We start from the raw sequence: 26554 nt of genomic DNA, 5'->3' as shown, positions 1-26554 counted from the left end.
CGGTCAGTTTGATTTTGGTACTTCAATCATGATGGCATCACCTTGGCCGCCGCCTGAACAAATTGCCGCAATGCCGATTCCGCCGCCGCGGCGTTTCAGTTCATTCGCCAAAGTTAGAACGACGCGCGCCCCGCTTGCGCCGATCGGGTGGCCAAGTGCCACTGCCCCGCCATTGACATTGACTTTTTCTTCATCGAGTTCTGCGATTTGCGAGCTTGCAAGCGCAACGACCGCGAACGCTTCATTAATTTCATATAAATCGATATCATCTGTTGTCTTTCCCGTTTTTTCAAGAAGTGCGTTGATTACATGCCCCGGTGTTTCAGGGAAACGTTCCGGTTCAATCGCTACTTCTGCGTGCCCCAGAATGACAGCCAGCGGTTCTTTTCCTTGTTTTTTCGCTTCGTCTTCATTCATCAGCACGACAGCACATGCTCCGTCGTTAATGCCTGGCGCGTTTCCTGCTGTAACACTTCCGTCTTTACCGAATGCCGGACGCAGTTTTGCCAATGCTTCGAGTGAACTGCCTCTGCGCGGGCCTTCGTCTTCTGTGATGACTGCCGGGTCACCTTTTCGCTGCGGAATGCTGACAGGCACAATTTCATCTTCAAACCATTTATTATCGATTGCGTTCAGTGCGCGCTCATGGCTGCGAAGCGCCCATTGGTCCTGTGTTTCACGGCTTAATGAGAAATCATTTGCTGTCCTGTTGCCGTATGTGCCCATGTGGACATTGCCAGGAGAGAATGAACAAGTCAAACCGTCATAGATCATGCCGTCTACCAATGTGCTGTCACCCATTTTCAATCCTGAGCGGACATTGGCGTAGTACGGCGCGCTGGACATTGACTCCATGCCGCCTGCCACAATGACTTTCTCGTCGCCGAGACGGATCAGCTGATCAGCAAGCGTGATGCTGCGCATTCCGGAAGCGCAAACTTTATTGATCGTTTCCGTTTTAACCTGATACGGAATGCCGCCCTTTACAGCCGCTTGACGAGATGGAATTTGCCCCTGTCCTGCCTGCAGCACAGTCCCCATGATGACTTCATCCACTTGGTCGCCCTGTATGCCCGCACGCGATAATGCCTCTTTGATTGCGATCCCGCCTAGGTCACTTGCAGACAGTGATTGCAGCGCACCGCCTAATTTTCCAAACGGTGTTCTGGCACCCTGTAAGATTACTGTTCTCATTGTTTCATTCCCCCTATTTTTATATTGACTGAACGCTCGCTCGATATTCGCTAATAAGATAAGAGGGTACAAGTACCCTCTTAGTAAACTAGCATTCTTCTTGTCAGCGTTTTAGATATTCTAATTGTACGTTATTGCCGCGTTATTCGCAATAATTTTAATTCGATGTTTCGTCGCTGTTATTCAGTGCTTCATCCGCAGTTTCGGCAGTTTCAGCAGATGCGGCCAATTCAGGCACCGCGACGGAGACTTCAGGCTCCTCTGCGATTTCTGGTTCAGTTACTGTCTGTTCCTCTCCGAAAATGGAGCGCTCTAACAGTTCTGCGATGTCATATGTTCCGACTTCATCTTCCACTTCCACAGCCTTCGTTCCGTCAGACAGCATCGTTAAGCAGTACGGACAACCCGAGGAAATGATGCCGGGACTGACTTCAAGTGCCTGTTCTGTACGTGCTACGTTGACGCGCTGGCCTGCATCTTCTTCCATCCACATCATACCGCCGCCTGCGCCACAGCACATGCCGTCCTGGCGATTACGTTTCATTTCCACCAGCTGGACGCCCGGGATCGCTTTGAGAATTTCTCTTGGCTGATCATAGACATCGTTATAACGGCCCAGGTAACAGGAGTCGTGGAATGTGATCGTTTCATTGATCGCATGCTTTGGAACCAGTTTGCCTGCCATGACGAGTTCATACAACAGCTCCGTATGGTGTTTGACAATCGCCTGCAGTCCGAAATCCGGATATTCATTCTTGAAGATATTATATGCGTGCGGATCGATCGTGACAATTTTCGAAACGTTCGCTTTTTCAAACTCTGCAATATTGGCAGTCGCCAATTCTTGGAATAAGAACTCATTTCCGAGACGGCGCGGTGTATCACCCGAGTTTTTCTCTTTATTGCCGAGAATCGCGAAGCTTACGCCTGCTTCATTCAGTAAGTGTGCGAATGACAGCGCGATTTTCTGTGAGCGATTATCGAATGCACCCATGGAACCTACCCATAGTAAGTATTCGAAGTCTTCTCCAGCTTTTTTCGCTTCTTTCACTGTCGGGATGTGCAAGTCAGGACGCGCATCTCTCCAGTTTTCCTTCTCTTTTCGGTTAAGGCCCCACGGATTTCCCTGACGCTCGATGTTTGTCATCGCGCGCTGTGCATCCGCGTCCATCTTCCCTTCCGTCATAACAAGGTAACGGCGAAGGTCGATGATTTTGTCAACGTGTTCGTTCATGACAGGACATTGATCTTCACAGTTACGGCACGTCGTACATGCCCAGATTTCCTCTTCTGTGATGACATCGCCAATCAATGAAGGATTGTACAACTCATCAACTGTCACTCCTTCTGCCGCAGCAGCAAATGCCAGCTGATTCCCCTGTGTATTATTAAACATGAGTTGCGGCACCCAAGGTTTTTGCTTCGTCATGACAGCCCCTGTGTTTGTCAGATGATCACGCAATTTCGTAATCAGATCCATCGGTGACAGCATTTTCCCTGTTCCCGTTGCCGGACACATATTCGTACAGCGTCCGCATTCCACACAAGCATAGAAGTCGATCATTTGCGCCTGTGTAAAATCGGTAATTTTGCCCACACCAAGCGGCGGCATTTCCTCTTCGTCCTCAACTTCTTCAAGCGCTTCAAAATCGATAGGCTTCAGACGGCCTGCATGGTCGAGGCGATGGAAATAAACGTTGGCCGGACCTGCGATTAAGTGCGCGTGCTTGGATTGCGGCACATATACAAGGAACGTCAGAAGCGTCAGTAAGTGTACCCACCAGCCGACAAAGAAGATAGTGACGGCTGCGCCAGTCGGCAATCCGCTGAATACTGAAGCGATTATGGACGCCATCGGTTCTGTCCAAGTCGTCCCCTCATTATGCCAGATCATGTTCGCGCCGTTTGCAACGAGTGTGGAAAGCATCAGCAATCCGATGAAAATCAGGACCAGTCCGGATTTCCAGCCTCTTTTCAGACGAACAAGTTTTTCCATATAACGGCGGTAGAATGCCCATACTACCGCAACCAGAATGACGAATACGACAATCTCCTGGAAGAATGTGAATGCCGGATACAGCGGGCCAAGCGGCAAGTGCGATCCCGGCTTTAATCCTTTCCAGATAAGATCGATTGCACCAAATTGGACGAGCAGGAATCCGTAGAAGAACATCACGTGAATGGCCCCGCTCTTTTTATCTTTCAATAGTTTCTTTTGTCCGAATACGTAGACCCAGATTTTTCTGAGACGTTCTTTGACGTTGTTGTCAAATTCTTCTTTTCTACCAAGCCGAATGAATTCGTACCGGGTTTTCAGCAGATATAGAAATAGCCCGACGCCGTACACGACGACTGCTACAAATAATATCCAGTTTGCGATGAGTAGTATGTTCATCTCATTTTCCCCTTTCTTTTTTCTCCTGCAGTTCCCTTGTAAGAAATCGCTTACAATTTAATTCTATGTATAGTGTAATAATGAATGAGCATTCAGTCAACTGTTTTTTATGATTTTATTTTTCATTTTACAGCCGTTGAAGTCAGCAAGTATTGTCCAGCTTATGATTCGCGGATGTAAAAATTACCATGCGGAGACGATTTAATTTTACAAGCAAAACCAAGTTCTGTGCGGATTTTGTTGCGTCATCACCCCGTATCCGCTGCCGATGATCGGGATTGCCTGGCCTGCCATGCCCCTTTCGTTTTATTATATACCATATTAGCAGACTTCTGAATATTATGTTAACATTTCCGTAATATTACGCGAGCACGGGAAAGGAGTTTTGGTTATGTATCGGTTATATGCGCGGCTGTTTCAGAAAAGTTTTAAGGCGGGAATGAATTTTCTGCCTTGGCGGGAGCCCGAACTGCTGCAAGGGCTGGGGAGTCTGGAAGGCCTAGCCGGAAAAGTAAAAAGTTTAGGGATTGGCAGTGTCCTGATTGTGACAGACCGCGATATCGCGAAGCTCGGTCTGATGGATGTATTGCTGGTCGGGCTGAATTCACTTGGCATCAACTATCTGGTCTATGACAAAACGGTGCCGAACCCGACCATTCACAATATCGAGGAAGCGCGCAGTCTGTATCTCGCGAATGAATGCGAAGCGCTGATTGCGTTTGGCGGAGGTTCTCCGATCGACTGTGCAAAAGCGGTCGGTGCCCGGATTGCAAGGCCACAGAAAAAGATTCCTCAATTGAAAGGCCAGCTGCATGTCCGCAGACGGATCCCTGTGCTGTTTGCGGTGCCGACGACTGCGGGCACCGGCAGTGAAGCGACGCTCGCAGCGGTAGTGACGAACAGTGAGACGCATGAAAAATATGCGATTAATGATACGTCGCTGATTCCCCATTACGCTGTCCTTGATCCCTTGCTGACCGTGAAACTGCCGAAAGCGATAACCGCGGCAACTGGCATGGATGCGCTGACGCACGCAGTGGAAGCGTATATCGGCAGAAGCAATACGAAGGAAACGCGGGAAGACAGCCGCGAAGCCGTGCAGCTCGTGTTCACGAATTTATTCGAAGCTTACCGCAATGGAGGGAATTTATCGGCGCGGGCGAATATGCAGCGGGCTTCCTATCTGGCCGGCAAAGCATTCACACGCGCTTATGTAGGAAATGTGCACGCCATCGCACACACGCTCGTCGGGTTTTATCAAATGCCGCACGGACTCGCGAATGCGATTATTTTACCGCATGTACTGGAATACTATGGCGAATGTGTATACGAACCCCTTTCCGAGCTGGCGGATTTGATCGGAATCACCAGCCGTACTGACACGAAGCGGATGAAGGCAGAGAAATTCATCAGTGAAATTCGGGCACTGAACCGCGCGATGAATATTCCTGACCGGGTGAACGGGATTGTTCAGGAGGATATTCCGCTGATGGTGAAGCGGGCATCGGCGGAAGCGAATCCGCTGTATCCCGTGCCGAAGATTTTAAGCAGAAAAGAATTTTCGGAGCTGTATGATGTGATTCGGGTGTGATGATTGAGCGGGGTGGGATGAGCGGTTGGCCGGGGGGTATGAGCGCTTGACTCGAGGGTATGAGCGCTTGGCCAGGGGGTATGAGCGCTTGGCCAGGGGGTATGAGCGCTTGACCCGGGAGTATGAGCGCTTGACCGGACTTTATGATCGCTTGGCCAAGGGGTTTGAGCGGTTGACTCGGGAGTATGAGCGGTTGGCCGGACTTTATGATCGCTTGGCCAGGGGGTATGAGCGCTTGACCCGGGAGTATGAGCACTTGGCCGGACTTTATGATCGCTTGGCCAAGGGGGATGATCAGTTGACTCGGGAGTATGAGCACTTGGCCGGACTTTATGATCGCTTAGCCAGGGGGTATGAGCGCTTGACCCGGGAGTATGAGCGCTTGGCCGGACTTTATGATCGCTTAGCCAGGGGGTATGAGCGCTTGACCGAACTTTATGATCACTTAGCCAGGGGGTATGAGCGCTTGACCGGACTCTATGAGCGCTTGGCCAGATGTATGAGCGCATGGCCCGACTCTATGAGCGCTTGACCCAGATGTATGAGCGCTTAGCCCGACTCTTTGATCACTTAACCTAGGCATATAAGCAACCCCCTCCCGCATACTACTGCTCACCCAAAATCTATCAACGCAAGACTATTGATATATCAAAAAAGAGGCCGGGGATATTCCCCCCGGCCTCTGTCTGTTGTGATTCACTTGTCTTTTTTGTCGTTCGTGCGGAATACTTTTGCGCTGCGGACGTATTCATTGTCGGGAATCCCGAGGCGCGCGTTGACGATGCGTGCTGCTACGAATAAGTAGTCCGATAAGCGGTTTAAGTATCGGCCCACCACCGGTGATACGTCGTCGGCTGCGTTCATCAGTGTTACTGTAACGCGTTCAGCGCGGCGTGTGACGGTGCGTGCGATGTGTAAAGTCGCAGCGGCAGGTGAACCGCCCGGGAGGATGAACCGTTCCAATTCGGGAGCTTCTTCCATTAATTTGTCAATCCGCTGTTCCAGAACGGTTATAGGCTCTTCATCCAGCTTATAGTGACGCTCTTTCATGACGTTTGCCAAGTCGCCGCCGCCGTCAAATAATTCATTTTGAATGGTTTCGAGGTCAGTCAGGATATCTGCAAACTTTTCTTTTTCCAGCTCTGTCATTGCTTTGCCGATGAATGAATTCAGTTCATCGATTGTGCCGTACGCTTCTACGCGCAAGTCATCCTTCGCCACGCGCCCGCCGATCAAACTGGTTGTGCCTTTATCGCCTGTCTTTGTGTAGATTTTCAATTCACTTCACTCCTTTTATTGTGTGGGGAATGCCATACCAAATTCTCGTAACGCCTGTCGCCTCAGCAAATAATTGCTGATACAGACGGCCGCACCGGTCGCGCAGTTCACGCTGTCCGGCATCTAATGGGACGATGCCGCGGCCGATCTCTGTCAAAATGAAAACCGTGTCAGGGCCGCTGACATCACGCACGGCCTGACTTGCTTCTGTTTCGGTCAATGCAGTATTCATCAGCCATTCATGCAAACCCGTAATGACAAGACATTCGCCGGGAGCTGCGGATGCTGTTGTCTCCATTGTACAGAAACATGCAGCCGTATCGCCAACCCAACGTCTTACATAGTCCGTTTTGCCGTTATAGGCACCTCCGATAAAGACGTGCATCGCTTCCCCTCCTTCATTTCCTGCTCGTCTGCCCATTCGAGCTGCCAGATCGAGCCGTTCGGTACGTTCCACTCCCAAAATGACCGGCTGAGCGGAGCGAATGTATCCAGCACTACGCGGATCACGCCGCCGTGCGTCACCGCCACTGCTTCATTCGGCAGTTCGGACAGCGCGTTAAGCACACGGGCTTTCACTTGTTTGAGCGTTTCCCCGTTGCGCGGCGGTACGTGCCACGGATCATCCAGCCAGTTTCGATAGTCTGGATCATGTTGTAATTGCTCATATGTCTGCCCTTCAAAATCCCCGAAGCTGCACTCGCGTAAACGACCATCTGCCGTGTACTTTGCCTGCGGAAAATAAATCGAAGCGGTCTGGCGTGTTCTGCTCAGATCACTGCCGTACACATGGCGGACAGCAACCGGGAATTCAACAGCCTCTCCATCAGCAGATGCGAGCTCACTATCCGTCCAGCCGCAATATTGCCTGCTTTCATTCGCAGCCGTCTTTAAATGCCGAACGAGAAATAAACGATAAGGACGAGCCATAGCAGCACCTCCATTCCTTCAATAAATGCACCGCACAGATCTCCCGTGGCGCCGCCGAAATGTTTGACGGTCCACCGTTTATAGAGCCAGACAGACAAAGTCATGACGAGCAGCATGACAGGAATGAGAAGAAATGACTGATAGTACACGCTCAGGAGAATGATTGTCAATACACTGACAGCAAATGAAGCGAGCAGCATAGGCCCCCGCAGAAAGTTCTGTTGAAAGAAATGCGCAATTCCGCTTGATTTCGCTGTTTTTGTCCGTGTGAAGTAGACGACTAGCGCAGCGCGTGATAAAACCGGTACCGCAACGAGTAATACCCAGCCATTTGCCAGCTGAAGAATCTCCATAAAAATACCGATTTTCAGGCCAAGCAAAATGAGCAAGGACAAGGTGCCGAATGCGCCGAGCTGCGGATCTCCCATAATCTTCAAACGTTTTTCCCGGTCCTGATAAGAAAAGAATGCATCACCGAGATCTGCAAAACCGTCCGCATGCAGGCCGCCTGTTGCGATGAGTCCTGTCAGCAAAATAAGTACCGCTGCAAGAAAGCTGTTGAAATCACCTGTGATATACGCAGCGCCCGCCAGCAGCAATCCGATTCCGCCGCCTGCGAACGGCAGCGCGATGTACATGCCGGACACTTCTTTCTTCCCGAGCGGCAGTTCTTTATTGACAGGAAAAGACGTGAAAAACTGGAGCGCTAATAAAATGCTATTCATCTTCCCGCCCCTTTACGCCAAAATGGATTGAATCAACGGCCAGTTGATATGCTTTTTCACATGGTCTGCCCATTGTTCATAGACATCAACCCCAGCCGCCGCGGGCTGTGTTCTGCGGTCCATGTCTTCTTCCGGAATTCCGTGGTTCTCCAGCACCGGAATGACACCTGCGACCGGGATGCCTGTGTATTGTTCAATGAATGCGACACCTTCTTCAAAATACGAAGCATCGCCGTAAAATTTATTGATAATTATTGCTTTGACGCGGCTGCGCCTCTCTTCTGACAGCAGCTGCAGCGTACCAATGACCGATGCGAACGCGCCGCCTTTTGAAATATCTGACACGAGCAGGACAGGCACATCGGCTAATTCCGCCACACGCATATTTGTCAGTTCACGGTCCATCAGATTGACTTCCGCGGTACTCCCCGCCCCTTCCATAATGAGCGCATCGTACTGATTGGACAGATAATTAAGCGCCTGCCGAATGGCATCGAATCCCTTATCGAACCACTTTTCACGAAATACGTGCCCGTCTGTCCCGCCTGCCGGAACACCCATGAATAATACGTCAGCCTGTAAATTCGCTCCAGGTTTCATTAAAATGGGGTTCATTTCGGCAACCGGTTCTGTTCGCGCGGCTTCTGCCTGCTGCAGCTGCGACCGGCTGATTTCACGGCCGTCCGGCAATGTTTCGGTGAAGCCTGACATGTTTTGCGATTTAAAAGGTGCTACATGGACACCTTCATTCGCAAGCAGCCTGCATAACGCGGTGCAGATCATCGTTTTGCCGACGTCTGACGCAGTGCCGACAACCATTAAACCTTTCATAATAGAGGCGCCCCTTTCCAGACAATCGGAATGCCATGATCCATTTCGATGGCTGTGTCCGCTATTTCTACGATGTTTTGATGCAGCCTGCCGATTGTCTGCCGGTACAGCTCGGTCTCCTCTTCGTACTGCGGCCATTCGTCGAGTACTTCATTGGAAACAATTACGAGTTGGCTGACAATTTCTTTCATTTGTCTGATGGTATGTAATAAGCGCTGCTGCTTCTGCTCCAGACACCCCGGGCGGTGCACACAGGGGCGGCCTTCTTCAAATCCTTCGTACAGCTCATTTGCCAGCCACGTTGTCAGACAATCCCATAGCACAAGGTCACCGGAACGCAGTAACGGCAGAACTTCATGAAGATTTACGGGCTGCTCGATCGTCTGCCAGTTTGCATGGCGGCGGTCTTCCTTGTGCTTGTCGATCCTTTGTTTCATCTCCGCATCGGTCGCTTTACCGGATGCGATATAGACGAGGCGGCCAGCTGCCTGATTAACGAGCAGATGCTCCGCGTAGGCACTTTTCCCGCTTCGCACCCCGCCGCTGATAAATGTCAGTGTTCCTTGAACCAAGTCTCCATCGCCTCCCGCAGCCTTTTCATCATCGTTTCGGATTTCATTCCAATTCGCAGCCAGCGTCCGTCCATGCCCTTGAAGTTTTCAGAGTGGCGCAAGACCATTCCTTGGGCCAATAACTCCCGGTACAGCAGATTGGCGTCGCATGTTGGTTTCATGACCAAATAATTAGCGGCAGAATCAATCACTTCACAGCCGTGCGAATGTAAAAACTCCTTCATCTTCAGACGCTCTTGCCTTGCATGCTCGATTGCCTGGCGCCGATATGCCTCTTCCTGCAGACACAGCACACCGATTTCCGCAGCGATTCCATTGACATGCCAATGAGAGGTCCGGCGTTTTAATGCTTCAATCCGTCTGGGATGTGCAATTAAATAACCTAACCGAATGCCGGGAATTGCATACATTTTCGTCATCGAGCGGACGACCATCAGGCGTGGACAGCTTGCGGCGTACCGGATAAATGAGCGGTTTTCATCCACAAAGTCAATGAAAGCTTCGTCAAGCACGATATCTGTGTCACTCTGTTCAGCTGCCCTGATGATGGTCCATAATACGTCTGTTGACGGCAGCAGCCCCGTCGGATTATTCGGCGTGCACAAATAAATTGCATCTGCTTCCGGCAGCGCTTTCAGAATCTGCTCCATGGGCAGCTGGAAATGATCAGCTTCGACACCCTGAAGCTGCACCACTTCTGCTCCGTTCGCTTCCAGCGTAGCCCTATATTCAGAAAAAGTCGGATTGATTACGATGACACGTTTGCCTTCATAGCGTCCTGCGAGCAGCGACAGTATTTCGGCCGCCCCGTTGCCGACGAGAACCTGTTGCTCTTCTGTATGATGATAGGCGGCAATGGCGGATAAAAATGGCTGCCCGTCCGGATCAGGATATCCGGCAAGTGTTGCCAGCAAGTCAGGCCACGCGTCCGCTACAGATGGCGGAGGTCCTGCGGGATTGCAGTTCTCGCTGAAATCGAGAACGTGATCGGGCATCGGGATATTCAACGACGCATACAGTCTTTTACTGTTTGCGCCGTGTTCAGGTAATTGCATAGAAAACGACTCCTATCACTGTGCACAGCAGCCAGAAAATCCACGACACAACTTGCATCTGATGGATTGTTGAGCGTATGTGCCGCATATTAGCGACGACTGGCGGTCCAAGCACTGCTCTTTCCGACAGGATGCCGCGATACGTACTGCTTCCGCCCAATTGAATATTCAGCTGCCAGGCCGTCGCTGCTTCGAGATAGCCGCTGTTCGGGCTCATATGCCGTTTCGCATCGCGCAGCCAGCCGCTGATCCGCTGTTTTACAGGGCGTCCGCCTTCATTCGGTGTACACAGTATAATGAGTACACCGGTAATTCGGGAAGGAATCCAGTTGAACAGATCATCCATGCGTGCAGATATTTTTCCAAACTCCCGGTAACGATCATCTTTGTAGCCGATCATCGAATCCAGCGTGTTGACTGCTTTGTAAAGCCACAGACCGGGTGCGCCGAGCAAGAACGCCCAGAATAACGGCGCGGTAATTCCATCCGAAGTGTTTTCCGAGATGGTTTCTATCGCCGCACGGGAAATCGCACTTTCATCCAGTTTTTCCGTATCCCGGCCGACAATCCAGCTCAATTTCTCCCGCGCTTCTTTTATATCTCCCGACTGCAGCGGCTCATAGACGAGAAGGGCTGCGTCACGAAGACTTTTTTGTGCCAGTCCGGCTGCGATCAGCAAAGCTTCAGCCGCAATGCCCGCGAATATATTCAAGCGGTAGGCGATACTGATGAACCAAATGACAAGAACGAATGTCCCTATGCAAATGAGCAGCCACAGAACTCCGCCTTTCACCGTGCGCATGCGGCCTTTATTCAGCAGTTTCGTCAAATTGCCGATTGTCGTCCCTAACCACTTGACGGGATGCGGCCAATTCGGCGGATCACCAATGAGCCGGTCAAGCACCATGCCAATCGCAATGGCAATTATATGTGCAGGAATCATTGCCTTCCCCCTGTTGCCGCCCGATATGAATGAATAGCCCGCACGGTGCAGTCATAGACACCTTTACCAATCAGTTTTCCAGGCTGTGTAATCGGTCCGGCATACGGCAGCTTCGTTCCCTGCTGCGTGGATGCAATGAGCAGACTGTCTGTCGAAGTGCCTGTCGCAACCGTTCCTGATTCGGGATCTTTCACTTGCTCGTCCGCCAAAGCTTTCGTTTTCGCTTCTGTCGCCGTAACAAGTGCCTGAACGAACGCTTCGTCGCTCAATACTCCGTTGATGAACACCCATGTATTAATCGTGCCTATATAATTAATATCTTCACGCTGCCACGCCTTGGAAACATCCACCGCATTTCCGACACCGGCTGTTACTACGACGACAATCGAGCCGAAGTCCGCTTCATATTCATGCACTTCGACGTGCTCCGGACTGACCGCAGTCATCATCGCAACTGTGTCTGTCAAATGATACCCATGCGAACGCAAAAACGCCGTGTTTTCCCTTTGCACGTCATCAATCATGTAATCCGCAGGCACACCGCGGTTCACAAATGTCCGGTACCAGCCAACGCCTGCATTATGAACAGCAGATGAAATAGTTTTCAGCGGCTGGCTTGATTGCAGCAGCACATGGTCTTCCTGTACAGTCACATCTGCTTTAGTCACGAAGAATCGCTGCTCTTCCTCCTGCAAATTCGGCAATATCGTCATTTGCGGCTTCGGCATTTCAGGATGGGGCTGCGTTTTTACTCGCGCATGGTAGACAGAATGAATTTCCTGTTCAAGGACCACATCCTGAGGCACGCCAATCGCCGACACTTCCCCGCCCTTCATCAGCAGCAGGCGGTCACAATAGAGCGCCGCAAGATTAATATCATGAAATACCGAGATGACTGTGATGCCCTTCTGTCTCGCCTGATTACGGATGGTATCAAGCAATTGCTGCTGATGGGCGATGTCCAAATGATTCGTCGGCTCATCCAGCAACAGCACGGGGGCTTGCTGTGCCAGCGCCTGCGCAACGAACACCCGCTGCTGCTCGCCTCCTGACAACAGTTCAATTGCGGTATCTGAATAGCGTGTCACGCCTGTATGATCCATCGCTTCCTGAACCGCTCGCTCATCCAATTCAGACCAGCTGGAGAAAATTCCCGACTGATACGGGTAGCGGCCGAGTGCCACCGTATCTTTCACCGAATGGGAGAAAGCATGTGCATGAAGCTGCGGCAACACTGCGACTTGCTGTGCGAACTGTTTTTGAGAATACGCACCGGACGGTTTTCCGGCAATCATCACCTTGCCGCTTTGTTTCGGCAAAATACCTGAAATGATTTTCAATAAAGTAGACTTCCCGCTGCCATTTGGCCCTAAAATCCCGAGAACTTCTCCTTTTTCCACGTGGAACGACACATTTCGCACAATCGGTTCTTTGCCGTAGCCCCCCGATAAGTTTTCTACTTGCAACATAATTACATCGCTCCTTTTCTGCGCTGCTTGTAAAAGATATAGGCAAACACCGGAGCGCCAATGAATGCCGTAATGACACCGACCGGTAATTCAGCCGGCGAAATAACCGTCCGCGCTACCAGATCGCAAATGATTAAAAGCGAAGCGCCGTTGAATAATGACAGCGGCAGCACGTGACGGTGATCCGACCCCCACAGCATGCGCGTCATATGCGGCACGACCAGTCCGACAAAGCCGATAGTTCCGGACACCGCAACTGCAGAGCCTGTCAATACCGAGCCGCCGAGCAGAATCATCAATTTACGCTGTTTTACATTAACGCCAAGATGATGCGCACGCTCTTCGCCGAATAATAACGCGTTCAATTCCCTGCGGTTGAGCCACAAAATAAACGAGCCGGCAATGAAAAACGGCAATACCATCGTAATATATTTCCAGCCCCTCATCGACACGCTGCCAAGCAGCCAGCCGACAATCTGACGAAGCTCTTCCTGTGTCAGCGCAATCATCAGAGAGAGTACCGATCCAAGAAACGATCCAAAAATGATCCCCGTTAAAATAATGGTTTCCATTTTCATTGACCGGTCAATCATCCGGGCAAAGCCGATCACAAGGAACATGGTGACTGCTGCACCGATCATACTGAAAACAGGTAAAGTAAACGTGCCCAAAACCGGTAAGGATATACCAAAAAAGAGTGTAATCACAGCGCCTACAGAGGCACCGGACGACACTCCGAGGGTATATGGATCCGCTAATGGATTTTTCAGCAGCCCTTGAAACGCAGCTCCTGAAATGGCCAATGACGCGCCAACGATTCCCGCCAGCAGTACGCGAGGCATACGGATTTTCCACAAAATATTGCTGGCGGTCGCATCCGTTTGATTCCATAGCGTCTCTATTGGTATTTTCACCGTGCCGATCGATACACCGAGCCAGATTGCCACAAGAAGTGTGGCAATCGACACGGCATAGGCGACAGCTGTTTTACTCACCGAATACCTCTGGATAGACTGCTTTCGCAAAAGCTTCTAATCCGTCAGCCAGACGTGGGCCTGTCCGGCTTGTAATATCTTCATCCAGTTGAATAACCTGATCTTCTTTAACTGCAGTGACTGTGTCAAATCCGTCGCGTGTTTTAATATTTTCCACAACGTTCGGGATATAGCTGTAGATTGCCAGAATCACGTCTGGGCTTTCATCCACAATCGTTTCCGGACTGATCATAATCCAGCCTTCTTCTGTCACAATATTTTCTGCATTAATCATATCTAGGAATTGCTGCGGGAATGTCCCTTTACCTGGAGCATAAATTTCTGGTGCATCAGAGTTTTCAACAAACACACGCTTTTTGTCTGTAATGTCTGCTGCTTTCTTTTTGATGTCTTCCACTTTTGCTTTCATATCTTCCACGACTTGATTGGCTTCTGCATTTTTATCCATTACTTTACCGATCGTTTCAATCGTTTCATATGTTTCTTCAAATGTTTTTGCGTTCTGTATAACAATTACCGGAATGCCTGCTTCACGGACTTGGTTCAATCCTTCTTCGTTTGATCCCATCATCATTTCATTTGCAAATACTGCATCCGGCTCCAATGAAATAACTTTTTCCACGTTGACTGTGAAGTCCCCTACTGTATCCAGCTTCGTCGCTTCTTCTGGATATGTATCGTTTTCTGTTACAGCAATTACTTTATCGCCGGCATCGATGCCAAACAGAATTTCCGTATTGCTGGGCAGTAATGAAATAACTGTTTCCGGTGCTTTTTCAAATGTAATTTCTTCACCAACAGCGTCCTTCAATGTATATGGATAACTGGTGTTATCTGCAGACGCTTCCGAGTCTGTATTTGTTTCTTCGCCAGCCTGATTTTCATCTGCCGGTTTTTCTTCTTTTGTACTGTCGTTTCCACACGCCGCAAGCAGTAATACCGCAAGCATCGCTGTAAGCAACAGCTGCCAAAACTTCTTCATTTGTATTCCTCCTCTGAAATGGGTAATGCATTACGCTGGCCGCAGACACGAAAAAATCCTTCGACAGTTTCGAAGGATCAGGCGGAATGAAATCAAGTGATTTCGCCCACTGTGCCTATCCTCGTAGGTTGCTGCGGAACTTCTTTTCTTAAAGGCAGGTGACCTGGCTTGTGCACAGTGCACTTACAGTGGCGGGACCGCATCGGATTTTAACCGATTTCCATTTTCATCTCTAGGAAAGAGAACCTTTTCGAAAGATATGTAATTGCACCTTATTATACCGGTAATCCCGGGGGTTGTACAGAGAGAGCCGCAGAGTTTGACGTATTGCGGAATAATGCATAGAATTCCGGCTGCAATGCCGCAGTGCCGGTATTTCGGGCCCGCACTATGGAAACAGGCCACCGCGTCATCGTGCCCTGCCAACGCGCTATTACGCTTTACGGCCGCACTGCCTGTAAACAAAAGAAGTTACACCATGCGGAAAGACGTAAAAACAGCCGCCCCATGCATGGGACAGCTGTTTGTATTTTATTTACATTCTTTCCGGTGCCTGAACGCCTACCAGTTTCAAGGCGTTGGCAATTGTTGTGCTTGCGGCAGTGATGAGGGCCAGACGTGCTTCGGACAAGTCTTTGTTTTCTGGATCCAGCACTTTGTTGGCGTTGTAGAAGCTGTGGAATGCAGCCGCCAGTTCCTGGATGTATGTTGTGACCCGGTGAGGTGCGCGCAAACGTGCTGCATCGCTTACCAGTCTTGGGAAATCACCCAGTTTTTTCAGCAGTTCCAATTCTTTTTCATCTTGCAAAAGCGTGACATGTTCAGTTGATGCCTGCATATTTTGTTCTTTCGCCTGACGCAGGATTGAGCAAATGCGCGCGTGCGCGTACTGTGCGTAATAGACGGGGTTTTCATTGGAATTAGAAACTGCCAAGTCCAGGTCGAAGTCCATTTGTGCATCACCCGAACGCATAGCGAAGAAGTAACGGACAGCGTCAAGGCCTACCTCTTCCACAAGCTCGCGCAACGTGACCGCTTTCCCTGTGCGTTTGCTCATTTTGAACTTTTCTCCGTCTTTATAAAGCTGAACCATCTGCGCCACTTCTACTTCCAGTGTATCGCGGTCATAGCCAAGCGCCTGGATTGCCGCTTTCATACGAGGAATATAGCCGTGGTGATCCGCTCCCCAGATGTTGATAAGTTTATCGAATCCGCGGCGAAGCTTGTCTTCATGATACGCGATATCCGGCGTTAAATAGGTGAATGACCCGTCTTGCTTGATCAGCACACGGTCTTTGTCATCTCCAAACGTTGTAGAACGGAACCAAGTCGCGCCGTCTTCTTCATACACATGGCCGTTTTCACGAAGCTTTTCCAAAGCGACTTCGATTTTGCCGTTTTGATATAATGAAGTTTCTGAGAACCAGTTATCAAAATGAACACGGAAGTCTTCCAAGTCCTGTTTCAGTTTGTCGAGCTCAATAGTTAAGCCGTATTCACGGAAAAATGCCAGACGCTCTTCTTCCGGAACATGTACATAGCGGTCGCCGTGCTCATCGACTAGAGCCTTTGCGATCGTAATGATATCTGCGCCGCGGTAGCCGTCTTCAGGCATTTCCTTTTCAAGGCCAAGTGCTTCGAAATAGCGGACATCGATTGACAGCGCCAAGTTATTGATTTGATTTCCGGCATCATTGATATAGTATTCGCGTGCTACGTCATAGCCAGCTTTGTCGAGAATATTACATAATGAATCACCTAGAGAAGCTCCGCGGGCATGGCCTAAATGCAGGTCCCCTGTTGGATTCGCTGAAACGAATTCCACTTGGATTTTCTCATTTTTGCCACTGTCAGAACGGCCGTAGTCTTCTCCTTGATCAAGGACAGATTTCACGATATCGCCCAGGGTGTCTGTTTTCAGCCGAATATTCAGGAAACCGGGCCCTGCAATTTCAATGGTCTGAATAGCTGTATCAGACGTGTCAAGATGCTCCAAAATACTTTCGGCGATTGTGCGCGGCGGCTTTTTTGCCAGTTTCGTCAACTGCATAGCGATATTCGCTGCATAATCACCGTTTTCTTTACTTCTGGGTGATTCCAGTTTGATTTCCGGGATATCTGAAGCTTCCACCAGTCCCGATTTTTCAATTGCCTGTTTTAATGCTTCTTTAATTTCATGTTGAATCTGCTCTACTGCATTCATTGTGCTACCTCCGAGTAGGTTATTGTCAATTGATATTTTCCTAATAAATTTCCTTCTGAATGTAAATCATACGATACCGCAAAACGTCCGGGTTCCCATTGAAGCTCATTCGTATGAACGGCTAAATCCATAACGGCTGGTCCATTTCCGTACGTCCCGAATCGTACATCGTCCGGCCGGAATGGCAGCCGCATCTGTACGCCGCCCTTACGCATGATGAAGGCATCGTCTGCATGTAATTTTACTGTCGTTCGGACTGCCGGCATTCCTTCTGCCTGCTCTTCAAACAATAAATAAGCCTGTCCCTTTTTCTCAATAATCTTTCCCGTCGCCTGCATATTATGTGTTTCCGCTGACTGTCCGGGGTGTTGAATAGTAGAACGGAGTTGAACGTCCAGTTTTGGCGTTTCCATTCGTTCACCGCCTTATGTAGATAGATTCCCTCATTATACACTTCTTCTGGCTTCACTTTCAATGTTCCATGTCTAAACTTTTCCTGCCTTCCGTTTAATCCGTCCAAAACCGTACCATACTGTCAAAAGACACTGAATGGAACGGGATGTGATGTGCAATGAAACGTACCGACTATGTAAAGTCCGCGAATCGCAAAAAACTGAAGAAGATCACTCTGTCGCTGTCAATCACGCTGCTGACTGCAGTGGTGACCGTCATGATCGTATTGCGGCTATATGCTCAGATACTCGGCGCTCCTTCGTTAAGCGTTCCAAAAGCATCGTTGTTTTTGGATCATAACGGGCATCAGATCGGGGATCATTTTTCACAGCAAAGGCGTTATTGGATGAAGATTTCGGATATATCGCCCTTTTTAGCGGATGCATTCGTTGCGACGGAAGACCGGAAATTTTATTCGCATCATGGATTTGATTATAAACGGATCGCGGCTGCGGTTTTAAAAGATGTTAAGACGATGAGTAAAGCCCAGGGAGCAAGTACCATCACTCAGCAGTATGCGCGAAATCTTTATTTAACGCATGAAAAATCGTGGACACGTAAAATCCATGAGGCGCTCTTTGCCTATCGTTTGGAAGTTTTCTATGATAAAGATACAATTTTGGAAGGTTATCTGAATACTGTCTACTTCGGGCACGGGATGTATGGTGTCGAGGCGGCAAGCCGGTTTTATTTCTCGAAAGCGGCAAAAGATCTGACGCTGGAAGAAGCGGCGACAATTGCGGCAATCGCAAAAGGACCTTCCATTTATTCACCGCTTGATCATCCCGAAAATTCACGGGAACGCCAGCTGCTGGTGCTCAATCAAATGGAACATTATGATTATATATCTGCGGCACAAAAGGAACGCGCGATCGAAGAGAAAATCGTGCTAAAAACAGACAGCTGGAAAGATATGAAGCAGGTGGCGCCTTACTTTCTTGATGCCGCATGGCAGGAGGCGGAAGATATACTGCTTGCAAAAGGCCGCGCACCTGCTGAGGGCGGCTGGCAAATCCGCACGACATTGAACCAGCAGCACCAGCAGGCCGCGGAAGCAGCTATTAAAGAATATATGCCGAACAATGATTTGCAGGTTGGCTTTATTTCGATGGCCGCGGATACCGGCTTCGTGACTTCAATGACGGGCGGCGTAGATTTTGCCGACAGTTCATTTAACCGTGTAACGCAGGCAAAACGGCAGCCCGGGTCTGCGATGAAACCGATTTTGTATGCAGCCGCACTGGAAAAAGGAATGAATCCCTTGACGTTCATGACGGCAGAGAAAACCATCTTCACCTATGATGAGGGCCGTTCAACTTATGAGCCAAGCAATATTAACGGTGAATTTGCGGCTAAACCGATTTCATTGGCACAGGCCATTGCAATCTCCGATAATGTTTTTGCGGTCAAAACGCTCGAACAAGTCGGCTATAAGCCATATACGAAAATGGCACAGCGGCTCGGGATCAATGTTGCGTTTCCTGAATCCCCTGCTGTAGCGCTCGGCACTTCTGAACTGACACTGCTTGAAATGACGACGGCGTATAACCGCATCGCTTCAGAAGGAAAACAAGTTGAGCCGCATATGATTCTGTCGATTACCGATGCAAACGGCAAACTCGTGTACGAGCATCCGTCGAAAAAGCTGAAACAAGTAATGTCGGAGCAGGATGCGTTTGTGCTGACACATTTAATGACAGGCATGTTCGATCCGGTTTTCAATGATTATTTATCCTCCACCGGCTTATCGATGCGTCCAAAACAGACGCGCCCTTATGCGGCAAAGTCCGGAACGACCATATCCGATCAATATTTGATTGGGTTTTCCCCTTCATTAACTGCCGGTATTTGGACAGGATTTGACCGCGGGAAACAGCTCGAGAATCTGGAGGACAAAGCTGCATCAAAAAAAATTTGGATTGATTTCATGGAAGCAGCACACGAAGGTACGGCCCCGCAGCCATTCCTCCCCCCTTCAGGTGTACAGGGCGTGATTGTAGATATCGAAACTGGCGGAATCGCAGTCAATGAATGTCCGAAGCAGCGATTGATGTATTTGAAAGATAAGGACGTGCCGAAGAAATTATGCACGGACCGTTCGCTGCGGGAAGAGCACGCGGGTGAGCAGGAGAATTCGAAGCTAGAGTTATTCCCGTTTTCGTTTTTTGAGTGATTTATTGCGGGCGGTGTTTGGGGCGGGTATGAGCGCTTGGGCGTGGGCTTTGAGCGGTTGCGGATGTGGATTGAGCGCTTGACCGCAGGCTATGAGCGCTGGCGGATGCGGGTTGAGCGCTTGACCGCGGGCTATGAGCGCTGGCGGATGCGGGTTGAGCGCTTGGCCGTGGGCTATGAGCGGTTGCGGATGCGGGTTGAGCGCTTGACCGCGGGCTATGAGCGCCAGCGGATGCGGGTTGAGCGCTTGGGCGTGGGCTTTGAGCGGTTGCGGATGTGGATTGAGCGCTTGACCGCAGGCTATGAGCGCTGGCGGATGCGGGTTGAGCGCTTGGACGTGGGCTATGAGCGCTGGCGGATGCGGGTTGAGCGCTTGACCGTGGACTATGAGCGCTGGCGGACACGGGTTGAGCACTTGACCATGGACTATGAGCGCTGGCGGATGCGGGTTGAGCGCTTGGACGTGGGCTATGAGCGGTTGCGGACACGGGTTGAGCGCTTGACCGTGGGCTTTGACCGCTGGCGGATGCGGGTTGAGCGCTTGGCTGCGGACTATGAGCGCCAGCGGACACGGGTTGAGCACTTGACCATAAACTATGAACGCTCAACGGCCACTTCCGCCCCCTTTTCCAATAGAAAAAAGCCTCGTTCTCCGTATCCGCGGAGAACGAGGCTTTTTTGACCGATGTATACTTATTGAATGAATTCGCCCGCTTGGGTTTTGTGGCTTCATCAATCGACAGAATATACAGCGGTTGTCCTAGATTACAGCAGCAAAGCTGTATATTTAGTTTACTTCCTTTCCTGCAGACATTCAACCTCAAAGAGCAGGTAAAGTAAATTGTCACATTTTTGACGTATTTGACGAAAGTACGCAGGATACATTACTTATTCCGGCAATTATTCCGTACGCAAACCTTCATGTAATTCAGGTGTACTGCGTTCCCATAATTCCGCATTATGCGACTGCAGGAAGTCCTTTAGAATCTTTTTTGAACGGTCATCCATATCGTCTACGATAATATGGCGCTTCATCGACTTGTCCATTCGATTGACGTGATCCGCCAATAATTTATAGCCGCGTCGCTTTTCACGGTTGATGACCATTTCACACGCCGTGATCCCCGCATAATAAGGTCCTTCTTCACGGTAATCAATGGTTACCCAGACAAGCCAGTACGGTTTGCCGCCTTCTGAGTCTTTCCGGTCAGTCGTAAACTTAATGCCGCGTTCTGTATCACTGCGGGCATGCATCGCGCCCATTTCCACTTGGGCAGTGCCTGCTTCTACGTCAATGATCACCGGCGAAATGTTTTCCAGCGACAGCGACCCGATGCCGAATCCTTTATGACCGTCTGTCGGGTCGTTTTTTATGATGGTAAAGCCTAACTTTGGTTTTGAATTTTGCTCACTTGCCATGTAAATCCTCCTCCGTCTCTGTTATTATATGTACTATACCTGAATTTTCTGCCAAGGAGGAAGCAAAATGCCATACGTAACAGTAAAAATGCTTGAAGGCCGCACAGATGATCAAAAACGTGCGCTGTGCGAAAAAGTTACACAAGCCGTTGTAGAAACGACTGGCGCTACTACTGACAGCGTAACAGTTTTCATTGAAGAAATGCCAAAGAATCACCTTTTCAAAAATGGTAAACTCGTCAGTGAACAGTAAACGGCGAAAAGGATTCTCACCACGAGAATCCTTTTTTTCGTCTGATCAGCTGACTGAAGTTACTTGCATTTCTTCAATAAATGCAAACGCCTGGTCAAATTCCTGATCGGTGAAATTCAGTTTATTTTTTACGATACGCACTTTGGCAATTTGGTCTTCCTTGTCCAGCTGATCGAAAAACAGCAGCGTGGAAACCAGCTCAAGGAACCGCGATGATTTTTCATTCAGCCGCCCGATACAGTCCGACAGCTGTGTTTTCGGCGCATCCGCTGTTGTAAGGAACTTTGAGCCTTCTTCAGTCACCTGATAGCAGTATTGCTTATAGGACCCCTTGTCTTCAAACCGCTCCGCCAAAAAGCCCATTTCACATAATTCTTCCACCCGTAATGTCAGTTCTTCCGAGTAAGGACCGTACATATGGAGCTCGTACTTCTCCGCAAACGGGAAATTCATTTTCTTCAATATATAAACCATCTTCTGCATTTTCTTCCGGCCATTTATTTCATTCGCCAACGATACAAACTGAACGATTTTTGCATGCTCTTGCAGCAAGTCGCCCACCCCTCTCTTAACTTCGTAACAACTCTAAAATCTTGTCGTGCAATGCATTTCCGTCTGCCAGCAAGTCTTCAGGATAATAAATTTTATGGTCTGTTCTGCGTTTTCCCGAAATCGCGTCCACAACATCAGACATGCGGGACAGTTCACGCAAATCGCCGTTCTTCATTTGTAAATAGATAGGTACGCGTTCATTTTCCTCACCCGGACGATAAAAGTCGTATGGCAAGTCAGATGATGAATCAGTCACCAAATAGTAGTCTGGGTCCAGCCCTGCTTCTCTGAATAAGGCATTCAGCTCACCGAACCTCATATATTGGGCAGCCGGGTCAAACTCGGCATACTGAAACAGCCTTCTGTTGACGAAGCGATCACAAAGATCAGCCAAAATCGCGTCCTCTTCTTCCATCCACAGCTGGAAATACGTCAATAGCACCCCTTCGTCAAGCGCTATGTATTCTTTTAATCCGAATTCTTTTGTAAAAAATGAAATAAAGTGAATCGGGTCTTGCTTAAATGCATACCCCGTTTCGAATAAATATCTCGCCCTGTGCAAAATTTTCATCAAAATGACTTCTGCACTGCGTGACACTGGATGGAAATACACTTGCCAGTACATTTGATAGCGGCTCATGATATAGTCTTCCACCGCGTGCATTCCGCTATATTTAATGACTACCTGTTCTTCAGTCGGACGCATGACGCGCAAAATCCGCTCCATATCGAAATGACCATAGGAAACGCCGGTATAATACGCATCGCGCTGGAGATAATCCATTCGGTCCGCATCGATTTGACTGGAAATCAGACTGACGACCAGTTTATCGGGATATGTTTTGTCAATAACATCCGCCACTTTTTGTGGGAAATCCGGCGACACACGACGCAGCACTTCATGGACTTCTGTCTGTTCCAATAAAATTTGCTGAGTGAATTGTTCGTGATCCAGATTAAATACTTTTTCAAAAGCGTGCGAAAACGGACCATGGCCCAGATCATGCAGCAATGCCGCACAAAGAGCGACCAGCCGCTGCTCCTCATCCCATTCTTCTCTCCCGCTGAAGCCGTCGTCGAGAATTCTCCGCACGATTTCATAGACGCCGAGCGAATGCTGAAAGCGGCTATGCTCCGCGCCGTGGAAAACCAGGTACGTGGTGCCGAGCTGGCGTATCCTGCGCAGCCGCTGGAACTCACGCGTGTTGACCAAATCCCAGATCACACGGTCCCTGACGTGTATATAGCGGTGCACGGGATCCTTAAACACCTTCTCTTCAAGCAGTTTTTCGTTTTGGTACGCCATGTCGTCACCTCATCCTTCATTCGTTCCAGTATAACAAAAAACGACGGAACGTGACATAGTACACTATGACGGATTTTATCCGGGATTGTACACGGAATATGAAATTCAGGAGAGTGACTTAGTATCTAGGAGAAGATAGCGGCTGGACTTGAATCACTCCCTGCAAATTGTGTGTAAATTATTTTTGTCATTGAACTTTAGTTATTTCAATGGCAAGTACCTGTATAACACCAATTACCATTCTCAATGAACTTCTATATGTATCACCTACTCACACTGCAATGGATTGGCGCGAAGGAGGGGCGATCAGCCGGATCAGGTGAGACAACAAAAGAGAGCAGCGCGAACTGGCTGGCTCACCGCGGGTCCTCGGGAAAGCGTCCCCTCCGAAGCGCAAATCCCCGCTCCAACACCCTGCCAGCCTAGCCCATTCAAGAACAAGCAACCTCCCAACCAACCGATTCCATGCCCATTTTATTACCATCTTGATAGAATTTTGTGACTCTCTGAATAAAAGATTCCATACGTGGTCATAATGGCAGTAGAAAGAGAGTACAAGACAGGAGGCATGGAGATGGTGAAAGTTAGACAAGACGCTTGGTTAGAGCAGGATGATGAATTATTGGCAGAAACGGTATTACGGCATGTAAGGGAAGGCAGCACGCAGTTAAGTGCATTTGAAGAAGTAGGTGACGCATTAAACCGGACAGCCGCAGCTTGCGGATTCAGATGGAACGCGGTCGTGCGAAGAGAATACGAAGAGGAACTTTCGGAAGCGAAGAAAGAGAGAAAGCAAACATTGCGTGTACTAGGTACAGATTTTAAAAGACGCAACCAGCAGATGTACAATCCGGAGACCGGAGCAGACGGTCAGGAGAAAATCCAAGTACCGCTATCCGCTTTATCCCTGGATACCGTAATTGCCTATTTAATCCGTATGCATCATAACGGAGGTGCCGACACAGATGCGCTTCGCTGGAGACAGACTGCGAAAACAGCGACCGAACAGCTGAAGGCAATGGAAGCAGAACTGGAAGAATTGAAAAAAGAAAACCGCACGCTGAAAGACGATTATGAGCAGTTTGTTCAAATCATGAATCGCGCGCGCCGGCTGATCGCACTCAATGAAGAAAGCGAACACGTCGCACCGGTCTTTAAAATGGAACCAAACGGTAACCTGGTATCATCAAAAGAGCCGCCAATCAATAATTGATTGGCAGCTTTTTTTCGTTCTATGACAGCATCTTTTGATTCCGGTCAAAGACGCGCTGCAAATAAAAACCGTACAAATCCATTTCCTCGTCCGTCAATCCGCCGTGCTGCACGTCATCCGTCAGCGACCGCAGCAGCAATTGCAGACGAATGACAACTTCACTGACCGTCATCGGTGTGCCGGTTATTTCTGATAATGAAGCCATTGTATCAGGCTGAATTACAGGATAGCTGAATTTTGTCTGCTGACCCTGTAAGCCGTTGTCATAGACTTCCTTAATCAGTTCCGCACGGCGGGACCCGCTGCCTTCTATACACAGATAGACTTGCACAGCGACTCCCTGACGCAAACGCCGCTGAGAAATTCCGGCAAACTTCTTGCCATCGACGCTTAAATCATAAGATCCCGGACAATAGGACCCGACAATTTCATAGGCTTCAATTCGCTCACCGAGTTCTGGAAACAGCAGCTGCACGAATGACAGCATAGCTTCGTAGCCTACTGGAATATCAATTGCAGATTTCTGCTCGGAAAAAATTAAAGAAATATTCAATATCCCTTCATCCAGAACGACTGCCAGGCCGCCCGAATTGCGGACAATGGCCTGATAGCCGTGCTGTTTGATGCCTTCCATCGCCTGCTGAATAAACGGCATGCGATGATCCTGGATACCTAGCACGATCGTTCGGTCATGCACCCACGTTCTGACGACAGGCGCACTTTGCTGCTGTCCGACTAATTGGCATAATGTATCATCCATGGCGAACGACTCTAGCGCCGACCGGCTGCGTGCTGTGATCGATTCGTCGATAAAACGCCAAGCCGGCTGATTCAATAAATGTTTATCTTGTGACATGTCTAGTTCTCCTATGGTGGTTAGTCTGGTATGTATAGACGTTTCACAATTCGGCGTGATTACAGGCTTTGTGCCGCTGTGATAATAGAAAGCTTGTAAACATCTTCCGCAGAACAGCCGCGTGACAGGTCATTGACGGGACCGTTCAAGCCTTGAAGAATCGGGCCGATTGCTTCATAGCCGCCGAGACGCTCCGTTAATTTATAGCCGATATTGCCGGCATCCAAAGTAGGGAAAATAAAGACATTTGCATCACCTTTAATAACGGATTCCGGCGCTTTTTTCGCTGCAACACTTGGAACGTATGCTGCGTCAAACTGGAATTCTCCGTCAATCAATAGGTCAGGCGCCAATTCTTTTGCAATTTTTGCCGCTTCCACAACTTTTTCTGTCTCTTCTGTCACTGCAGAACCTTTTGTTGAAAAGGACAGCATCGCCACACGCGGATCGATTCCGAAAGCCTTTGCAGTTTTCGTACTTTCCACTGCGATTTCAGCCAGCTCCTGTGCTGAAGGATTCACTGTGATGGCACAATCCGCAAAAATCAAGCGCTCTTCTTCTTTCATCATAATGAAAGCTCCGCTTGTTTTGGAAATACCCGGCTTCGTCTTGATGATCTGCAGCGCGGGACGAACTGTGTCTGCTGTCGAATGTGCAGCTCCGCTCACTAAACCGTCTACACGTCCTGTATAGATTAGCATAGTTCCGAAATAGTTTACATCTTTCAGTTGTTCGCGCGCCTGCTCAATGGTTGCTTTGCCTGCACGTCGTTCAACAAACTTTTCTGCCAATTCTTCAAAATAGGAAGCGCTTGCAGGGTCAATCAATTGAATTTCGGAAATATCGAAACCTCCGTCTTCCGCCGCTTTTTTGACAGCCTCTTCATTCCCCAGTAAAACAGGTGTGACAATCCCCTCTTGCTGAAGATGTACAGCTGCTTCCAGTATTCTGACGTCTTCCCCCTCAGGCAATACAATCGTCTTTCCTTTACCTTCCAACGTATTACGAATACCTTCAAAAAGATCTGCCATGTGTAATTCCCACCCTTTGTTATATTTTCCTTTTCATCATACATGAAATGCCAATATAATTCACTAGGGAATTCAAAGTTTTCAGACACCTGACGGGAACATGCACAATTTTGTCATACCTTGTCCGCAGCTCTGT

The 26554-nt window shown here is 49.2% G+C and carries 26 protein-coding genes and 1 riboswitch; of the genes, 6 read left to right on the top strand and 20 right to left on the bottom strand.

All coding sequences use genetic code 11. The annotated features are described in order from the left end of the window. Positions 1 to 3 precede the first annotated feature (3 nt). Positions 4 to 1194, bottom strand: a complete 1191-nt coding sequence (locus SporoP37_RS11735) for an acetyl-CoA C-acetyltransferase (protein WP_081243824.1) — start codon at positions 1192 to 1194, stop codon at positions 4 to 6. Between the two features lie 157 nt (positions 1195 to 1351). Then, positions 1352 to 3589, bottom strand: a complete 2238-nt coding sequence (locus SporoP37_RS11730; protein WP_085431023.1) for a (Fe-S)-binding protein — start codon at positions 3587 to 3589, stop codon at positions 1352 to 1354. Positions 3590 to 3980: 391 nt separating this feature from the next. Here SporoP37_RS11730 and SporoP37_RS11725 point away from each other — a divergent pair, with 391 nt between their 5' ends. Next, positions 3981 to 5180 carry an iron-containing alcohol dehydrogenase gene (locus SporoP37_RS11725; protein WP_085431022.1) on the top strand — a complete coding sequence of 400 codons (1200 nt, stop codon included), beginning with the start codon at positions 3981 to 3983 and terminating at the stop codon, positions 5178 to 5180. Between the two features lie 46 nt (positions 5181 to 5226). Beyond that, on the top strand, positions 5227 to 5712 hold the full coding sequence (locus tag SporoP37_RS11720; RefSeq protein WP_143565471.1) for a hypothetical protein: 486 nt from the start codon (positions 5227 to 5229) through the stop codon (positions 5710 to 5712). A gap of 164 nt (positions 5713 to 5876) precedes the next feature. Here SporoP37_RS11720 and SporoP37_RS11715 read toward each other — a convergent pair whose 3' ends face one another. The 13 genes from SporoP37_RS11715 to SporoP37_RS11655 form a co-directional block, all read right to left on the bottom strand. Then, positions 5877 to 6458, bottom strand: coding sequence for a cob(I)yrinic acid a,c-diamide adenosyltransferase (locus SporoP37_RS11715; protein WP_081243817.1), 582 nt, complete (start codon positions 6456 to 6458; stop codon positions 5877 to 5879). 1 nt (position 6459) lies between these two features. Next, the gene (locus SporoP37_RS11710) at positions 6460 to 6843 is read right to left on the bottom strand and encodes a bifunctional adenosylcobinamide kinase/adenosylcobinamide-phosphate guanylyltransferase (RefSeq protein ID WP_231293240.1); all 384 of its coding nucleotides are present in this window, start codon (positions 6841 to 6843) and stop codon (positions 6460 to 6462) included. Beyond that, a complete protein-coding gene (locus SporoP37_RS11705) occupies positions 6795 to 7388 on the bottom strand; it encodes a histidine phosphatase family protein (RefSeq protein ID WP_085431020.1) in 594 nt (197 codons plus the stop codon). Before SporoP37_RS11705 ends, SporoP37_RS11710 begins: the two co-directional genes overlap by 49 nt. Then, complete coding sequence (locus SporoP37_RS11700; protein WP_085431019.1) at positions 7349 to 8113, bottom strand: adenosylcobinamide-GDP ribazoletransferase; 765 nt, start codon at positions 8111 to 8113, stop codon at positions 7349 to 7351. Before SporoP37_RS11700 ends, SporoP37_RS11705 begins: the two co-directional genes overlap by 40 nt. Before the next feature lie 12 nt (positions 8114 to 8125). Continuing rightward, the gene (locus tag SporoP37_RS11695) at positions 8126 to 8944 is read right to left on the bottom strand and encodes a cobyric acid synthase (protein ID WP_085431018.1); all 819 of its coding nucleotides are present in this window, start codon (positions 8942 to 8944) and stop codon (positions 8126 to 8128) included. Beyond that, positions 8941 to 9516, bottom strand: a complete 576-nt coding sequence (locus tag SporoP37_RS11690; RefSeq protein WP_081243813.1) for a bifunctional adenosylcobinamide kinase/adenosylcobinamide-phosphate guanylyltransferase — start codon at positions 9514 to 9516, stop codon at positions 8941 to 8943. Before SporoP37_RS11690 ends, SporoP37_RS11695 begins: the two co-directional genes overlap by 4 nt. Continuing rightward, entirely contained in the window at positions 9498 to 10571 is a 1074-nt protein-coding gene (cobD, locus tag SporoP37_RS11685) for a threonine-phosphate decarboxylase CobD (protein ID WP_085431017.1), read from the bottom strand. Before cobD ends, SporoP37_RS11690 begins: the two co-directional genes overlap by 19 nt. After that, entirely contained in the window at positions 10558 to 11511 is a 954-nt protein-coding gene (gene cbiB / locus SporoP37_RS11680; RefSeq protein ID WP_085431787.1) for an adenosylcobinamide-phosphate synthase CbiB, read from the bottom strand. Before cbiB ends, cobD begins: the two co-directional genes overlap by 14 nt. After that, complete coding sequence (locus SporoP37_RS11675; protein WP_085431016.1) at positions 11511 to 12983, bottom strand: adenosylcobinamide amidohydrolase; 1473 nt, start codon at positions 12981 to 12983, stop codon at positions 11511 to 11513. Before SporoP37_RS11675 ends, cbiB begins: the two co-directional genes overlap by 1 nt. 2 nt (positions 12984 to 12985) lie before the next feature. After that, complete coding sequence (locus tag SporoP37_RS11670) at positions 12986 to 13978, bottom strand: FecCD family ABC transporter permease (protein ID WP_081243810.1); 993 nt, start codon at positions 13976 to 13978, stop codon at positions 12986 to 12988. After that, positions 13971 to 14960 (bottom strand): ABC transporter substrate-binding protein, encoded by a 990-nt coding sequence (locus SporoP37_RS11665; RefSeq protein WP_085431015.1) that lies wholly within the window; start codon positions 14958 to 14960, stop codon positions 13971 to 13973. The genes SporoP37_RS11670 and SporoP37_RS11665 overlap by 8 nt, the downstream gene beginning before the upstream one ends. A gap of 136 nt (positions 14961 to 15096) precedes the next feature. Then, positions 15097 to 15225: riboswitch (cobalamin riboswitch) on the bottom strand. Positions 15226 to 15495: 270 nt separating this feature from the next. Continuing rightward, a complete protein-coding gene (argS, locus tag SporoP37_RS11660; RefSeq protein ID WP_085431014.1) occupies positions 15496 to 17163 on the bottom strand; it encodes an arginine--tRNA ligase in 1668 nt (555 codons plus the stop codon). After that, positions 17160 to 17576 carry a YwiB family protein gene (locus SporoP37_RS11655; RefSeq protein WP_085431013.1) on the bottom strand — a complete coding sequence of 139 codons (417 nt, stop codon included), beginning with the start codon at positions 17574 to 17576 and terminating at the stop codon, positions 17160 to 17162. The genes argS and SporoP37_RS11655 overlap by 4 nt, the downstream gene beginning before the upstream one ends. Positions 17577 to 17734: 158 nt before the next feature. Here SporoP37_RS11655 and SporoP37_RS11650 point away from each other — a divergent pair, with 158 nt between their 5' ends. Beyond that, positions 17735 to 19789, top strand: coding sequence for a transglycosylase domain-containing protein (locus tag SporoP37_RS11650; protein WP_085431012.1), 2055 nt, complete (start codon positions 17735 to 17737; stop codon positions 19787 to 19789). 42 nt (positions 19790 to 19831) lie between these two features. Further along, a complete protein-coding gene (locus SporoP37_RS11645) occupies positions 19832 to 20470 on the top strand; it encodes an AAA family ATPase (RefSeq protein WP_143565472.1) in 639 nt (212 codons plus the stop codon). A gap of 218 nt (positions 20471 to 20688) precedes the next feature. Here SporoP37_RS11645 and SporoP37_RS11640 read toward each other — a convergent pair whose 3' ends face one another. Then, positions 20689 to 21207, bottom strand: coding sequence for a YwhD family protein (locus tag SporoP37_RS11640; protein ID WP_081243804.1), 519 nt, complete (start codon positions 21205 to 21207; stop codon positions 20689 to 20691). 67 nt (positions 21208 to 21274) lie between these two features. On the opposite strand from SporoP37_RS11640, the gene SporoP37_RS11635 reads away from it, so the two are divergent. Further along, positions 21275 to 21460: a 2-hydroxymuconate tautomerase gene (locus SporoP37_RS11635; protein ID WP_081243803.1), complete on the top strand. Its 186-nt coding sequence runs from the start codon at positions 21275 to 21277 to the stop codon at positions 21458 to 21460. Positions 21461 to 21505: 45 nt separating this feature from the next. Here SporoP37_RS11635 and SporoP37_RS11630 read toward each other — a convergent pair whose 3' ends face one another. Together SporoP37_RS11630 and SporoP37_RS11625 are read right to left on the bottom strand one after the other, a co-directional pair. After that, on the bottom strand, positions 21506 to 22012 hold the full coding sequence (locus tag SporoP37_RS11630; RefSeq protein ID WP_081243802.1) for a YwgA family protein: 507 nt from the start codon (positions 22010 to 22012) through the stop codon (positions 21506 to 21508). A 16-nt stretch (positions 22013 to 22028) separates the two neighbouring features. After that, positions 22029 to 23318 (bottom strand): HD domain-containing protein, encoded by a 1290-nt coding sequence (locus SporoP37_RS11625; RefSeq protein ID WP_085431010.1) that lies wholly within the window; start codon positions 23316 to 23318, stop codon positions 22029 to 22031. Between the two features lie 574 nt (positions 23319 to 23892). On the opposite strand from SporoP37_RS11625, the gene SporoP37_RS11620 reads away from it, so the two are divergent. Further along, entirely contained in the window at positions 23893 to 24531 is a 639-nt protein-coding gene (locus tag SporoP37_RS11620; protein ID WP_081243800.1) for an RsfA family transcriptional regulator, read from the top strand. Between the two features lie 19 nt (positions 24532 to 24550). On the opposite strand, the gene SporoP37_RS11615 is transcribed toward SporoP37_RS11620, so the two are convergent. Further along, complete coding sequence (locus SporoP37_RS11615) at positions 24551 to 25387, bottom strand: octanoyl-[GcvH]:protein N-octanoyltransferase (protein ID WP_081243799.1); 837 nt, start codon at positions 25385 to 25387, stop codon at positions 24551 to 24553. A 59-nt stretch (positions 25388 to 25446) separates the two neighbouring features. Then, the gene (pta, locus tag SporoP37_RS11610) at positions 25447 to 26418 is read right to left on the bottom strand and encodes a phosphate acetyltransferase (protein ID WP_081243798.1); all 972 of its coding nucleotides are present in this window, start codon (positions 26416 to 26418) and stop codon (positions 25447 to 25449) included. Between the last annotated feature and the right edge of the window lie 136 nt (positions 26419 to 26554).

This window comes from Sporosarcina sp. P37 (assembly GCF_002109365.1).
In the GTDB taxonomy this organism is placed as follows: domain Bacteria; phylum Bacillota; class Bacilli; order Bacillales_A; family Planococcaceae; genus Sporosarcina.
The sequence above is the reverse complement of the archived record's forward strand: the minus strand, read 5'-3'. Positions and strand labels throughout refer to the sequence as shown.

What these genes read in the sequence shown, in the direction of transcription:
- SporoP37_RS11735 (WP_081243824.1), bottom strand. Translation starts at nt 1,194, where the DNA reads ATGAGAACAGTAATCTTACAGGGTGCCAGAACACCGTTTGGAAAATTA.
- SporoP37_RS11730 (WP_085431023.1), bottom strand. Translation starts at nt 3,589, where the DNA reads ATGAACATACTACTCATCGCAAACTGGATATTATTTGTAGCAGTCGTC.
- SporoP37_RS11725 (WP_085431022.1), top strand. Translation starts at nt 3,981, where the DNA reads ATGTATCGGTTATATGCGCGGCTGTTTCAGAAAAGTTTTAAGGCGGGA.
- SporoP37_RS11710 (WP_231293240.1), bottom strand. Translation starts at nt 6,843, where the DNA reads ATGCACGTCTTTATCGGAGGTGCCTATAACGGCAAAACGGACTATGTA.
- SporoP37_RS11705 (WP_085431020.1), bottom strand. Translation starts at nt 7,388, where the DNA reads ATGGCTCGTCCTTATCGTTTATTTCTCGTTCGGCATTTAAAGACGGCT.
- SporoP37_RS11700 (WP_085431019.1), bottom strand. Translation starts at nt 8,113, where the DNA reads ATGAATAGCATTTTATTAGCGCTCCAGTTTTTCACGTCTTTTCCTGTC.
- SporoP37_RS11695 (WP_085431018.1), bottom strand. Translation starts at nt 8,944, where the DNA reads ATGAAAGGTTTAATGGTTGTCGGCACTGCGTCAGACGTCGGCAAAACG.
- cobD (WP_085431017.1), bottom strand. Translation starts at nt 10,571, where the DNA reads ATGCAATTACCTGAACACGGCGCAAACAGTAAAAGACTGTATGCGTCG.
- SporoP37_RS11675 (WP_085431016.1), bottom strand. Translation starts at nt 12,983, where the DNA reads ATGTTGCAAGTAGAAAACTTATCGGGGGGCTACGGCAAAGAACCGATT.
- SporoP37_RS11665 (WP_085431015.1), bottom strand. Translation starts at nt 14,960, where the DNA reads ATGAAGAAGTTTTGGCAGCTGTTGCTTACAGCGATGCTTGCGGTATTA.
- argS (WP_085431014.1), bottom strand. Translation starts at nt 17,163, where the DNA reads ATGAATGCAGTAGAGCAGATTCAACATGAAATTAAAGAAGCATTAAAA.
- SporoP37_RS11655 (WP_085431013.1), bottom strand. Translation starts at nt 17,576, where the DNA reads ATGGAAACGCCAAAACTGGACGTTCAACTCCGTTCTACTATTCAACAC.
- SporoP37_RS11650 (WP_085431012.1), top strand. Translation starts at nt 17,735, where the DNA reads ATGAAACGTACCGACTATGTAAAGTCCGCGAATCGCAAAAAACTGAAG.
- SporoP37_RS11640 (WP_081243804.1), bottom strand. Translation starts at nt 21,207, where the DNA reads ATGGCAAGTGAGCAAAATTCAAAACCAAAGTTAGGCTTTACCATCATA.
- SporoP37_RS11635 (WP_081243803.1), top strand. Translation starts at nt 21,275, where the DNA reads ATGCCATACGTAACAGTAAAAATGCTTGAAGGCCGCACAGATGATCAA.
- SporoP37_RS11625 (WP_085431010.1), bottom strand. Translation starts at nt 23,318, where the DNA reads ATGGCGTACCAAAACGAAAAACTGCTTGAAGAGAAGGTGTTTAAGGAT.
- SporoP37_RS11620 (WP_081243800.1), top strand. Translation starts at nt 23,893, where the DNA reads ATGGTGAAAGTTAGACAAGACGCTTGGTTAGAGCAGGATGATGAATTA.
- SporoP37_RS11615 (WP_081243799.1), bottom strand. Translation starts at nt 25,387, where the DNA reads ATGTCACAAGATAAACATTTATTGAATCAGCCGGCTTGGCGTTTTATC.
- pta (WP_081243798.1), bottom strand. Translation starts at nt 26,418, where the DNA reads ATGGCAGATCTTTTTGAAGGTATTCGTAATACGTTGGAAGGTAAAGGA.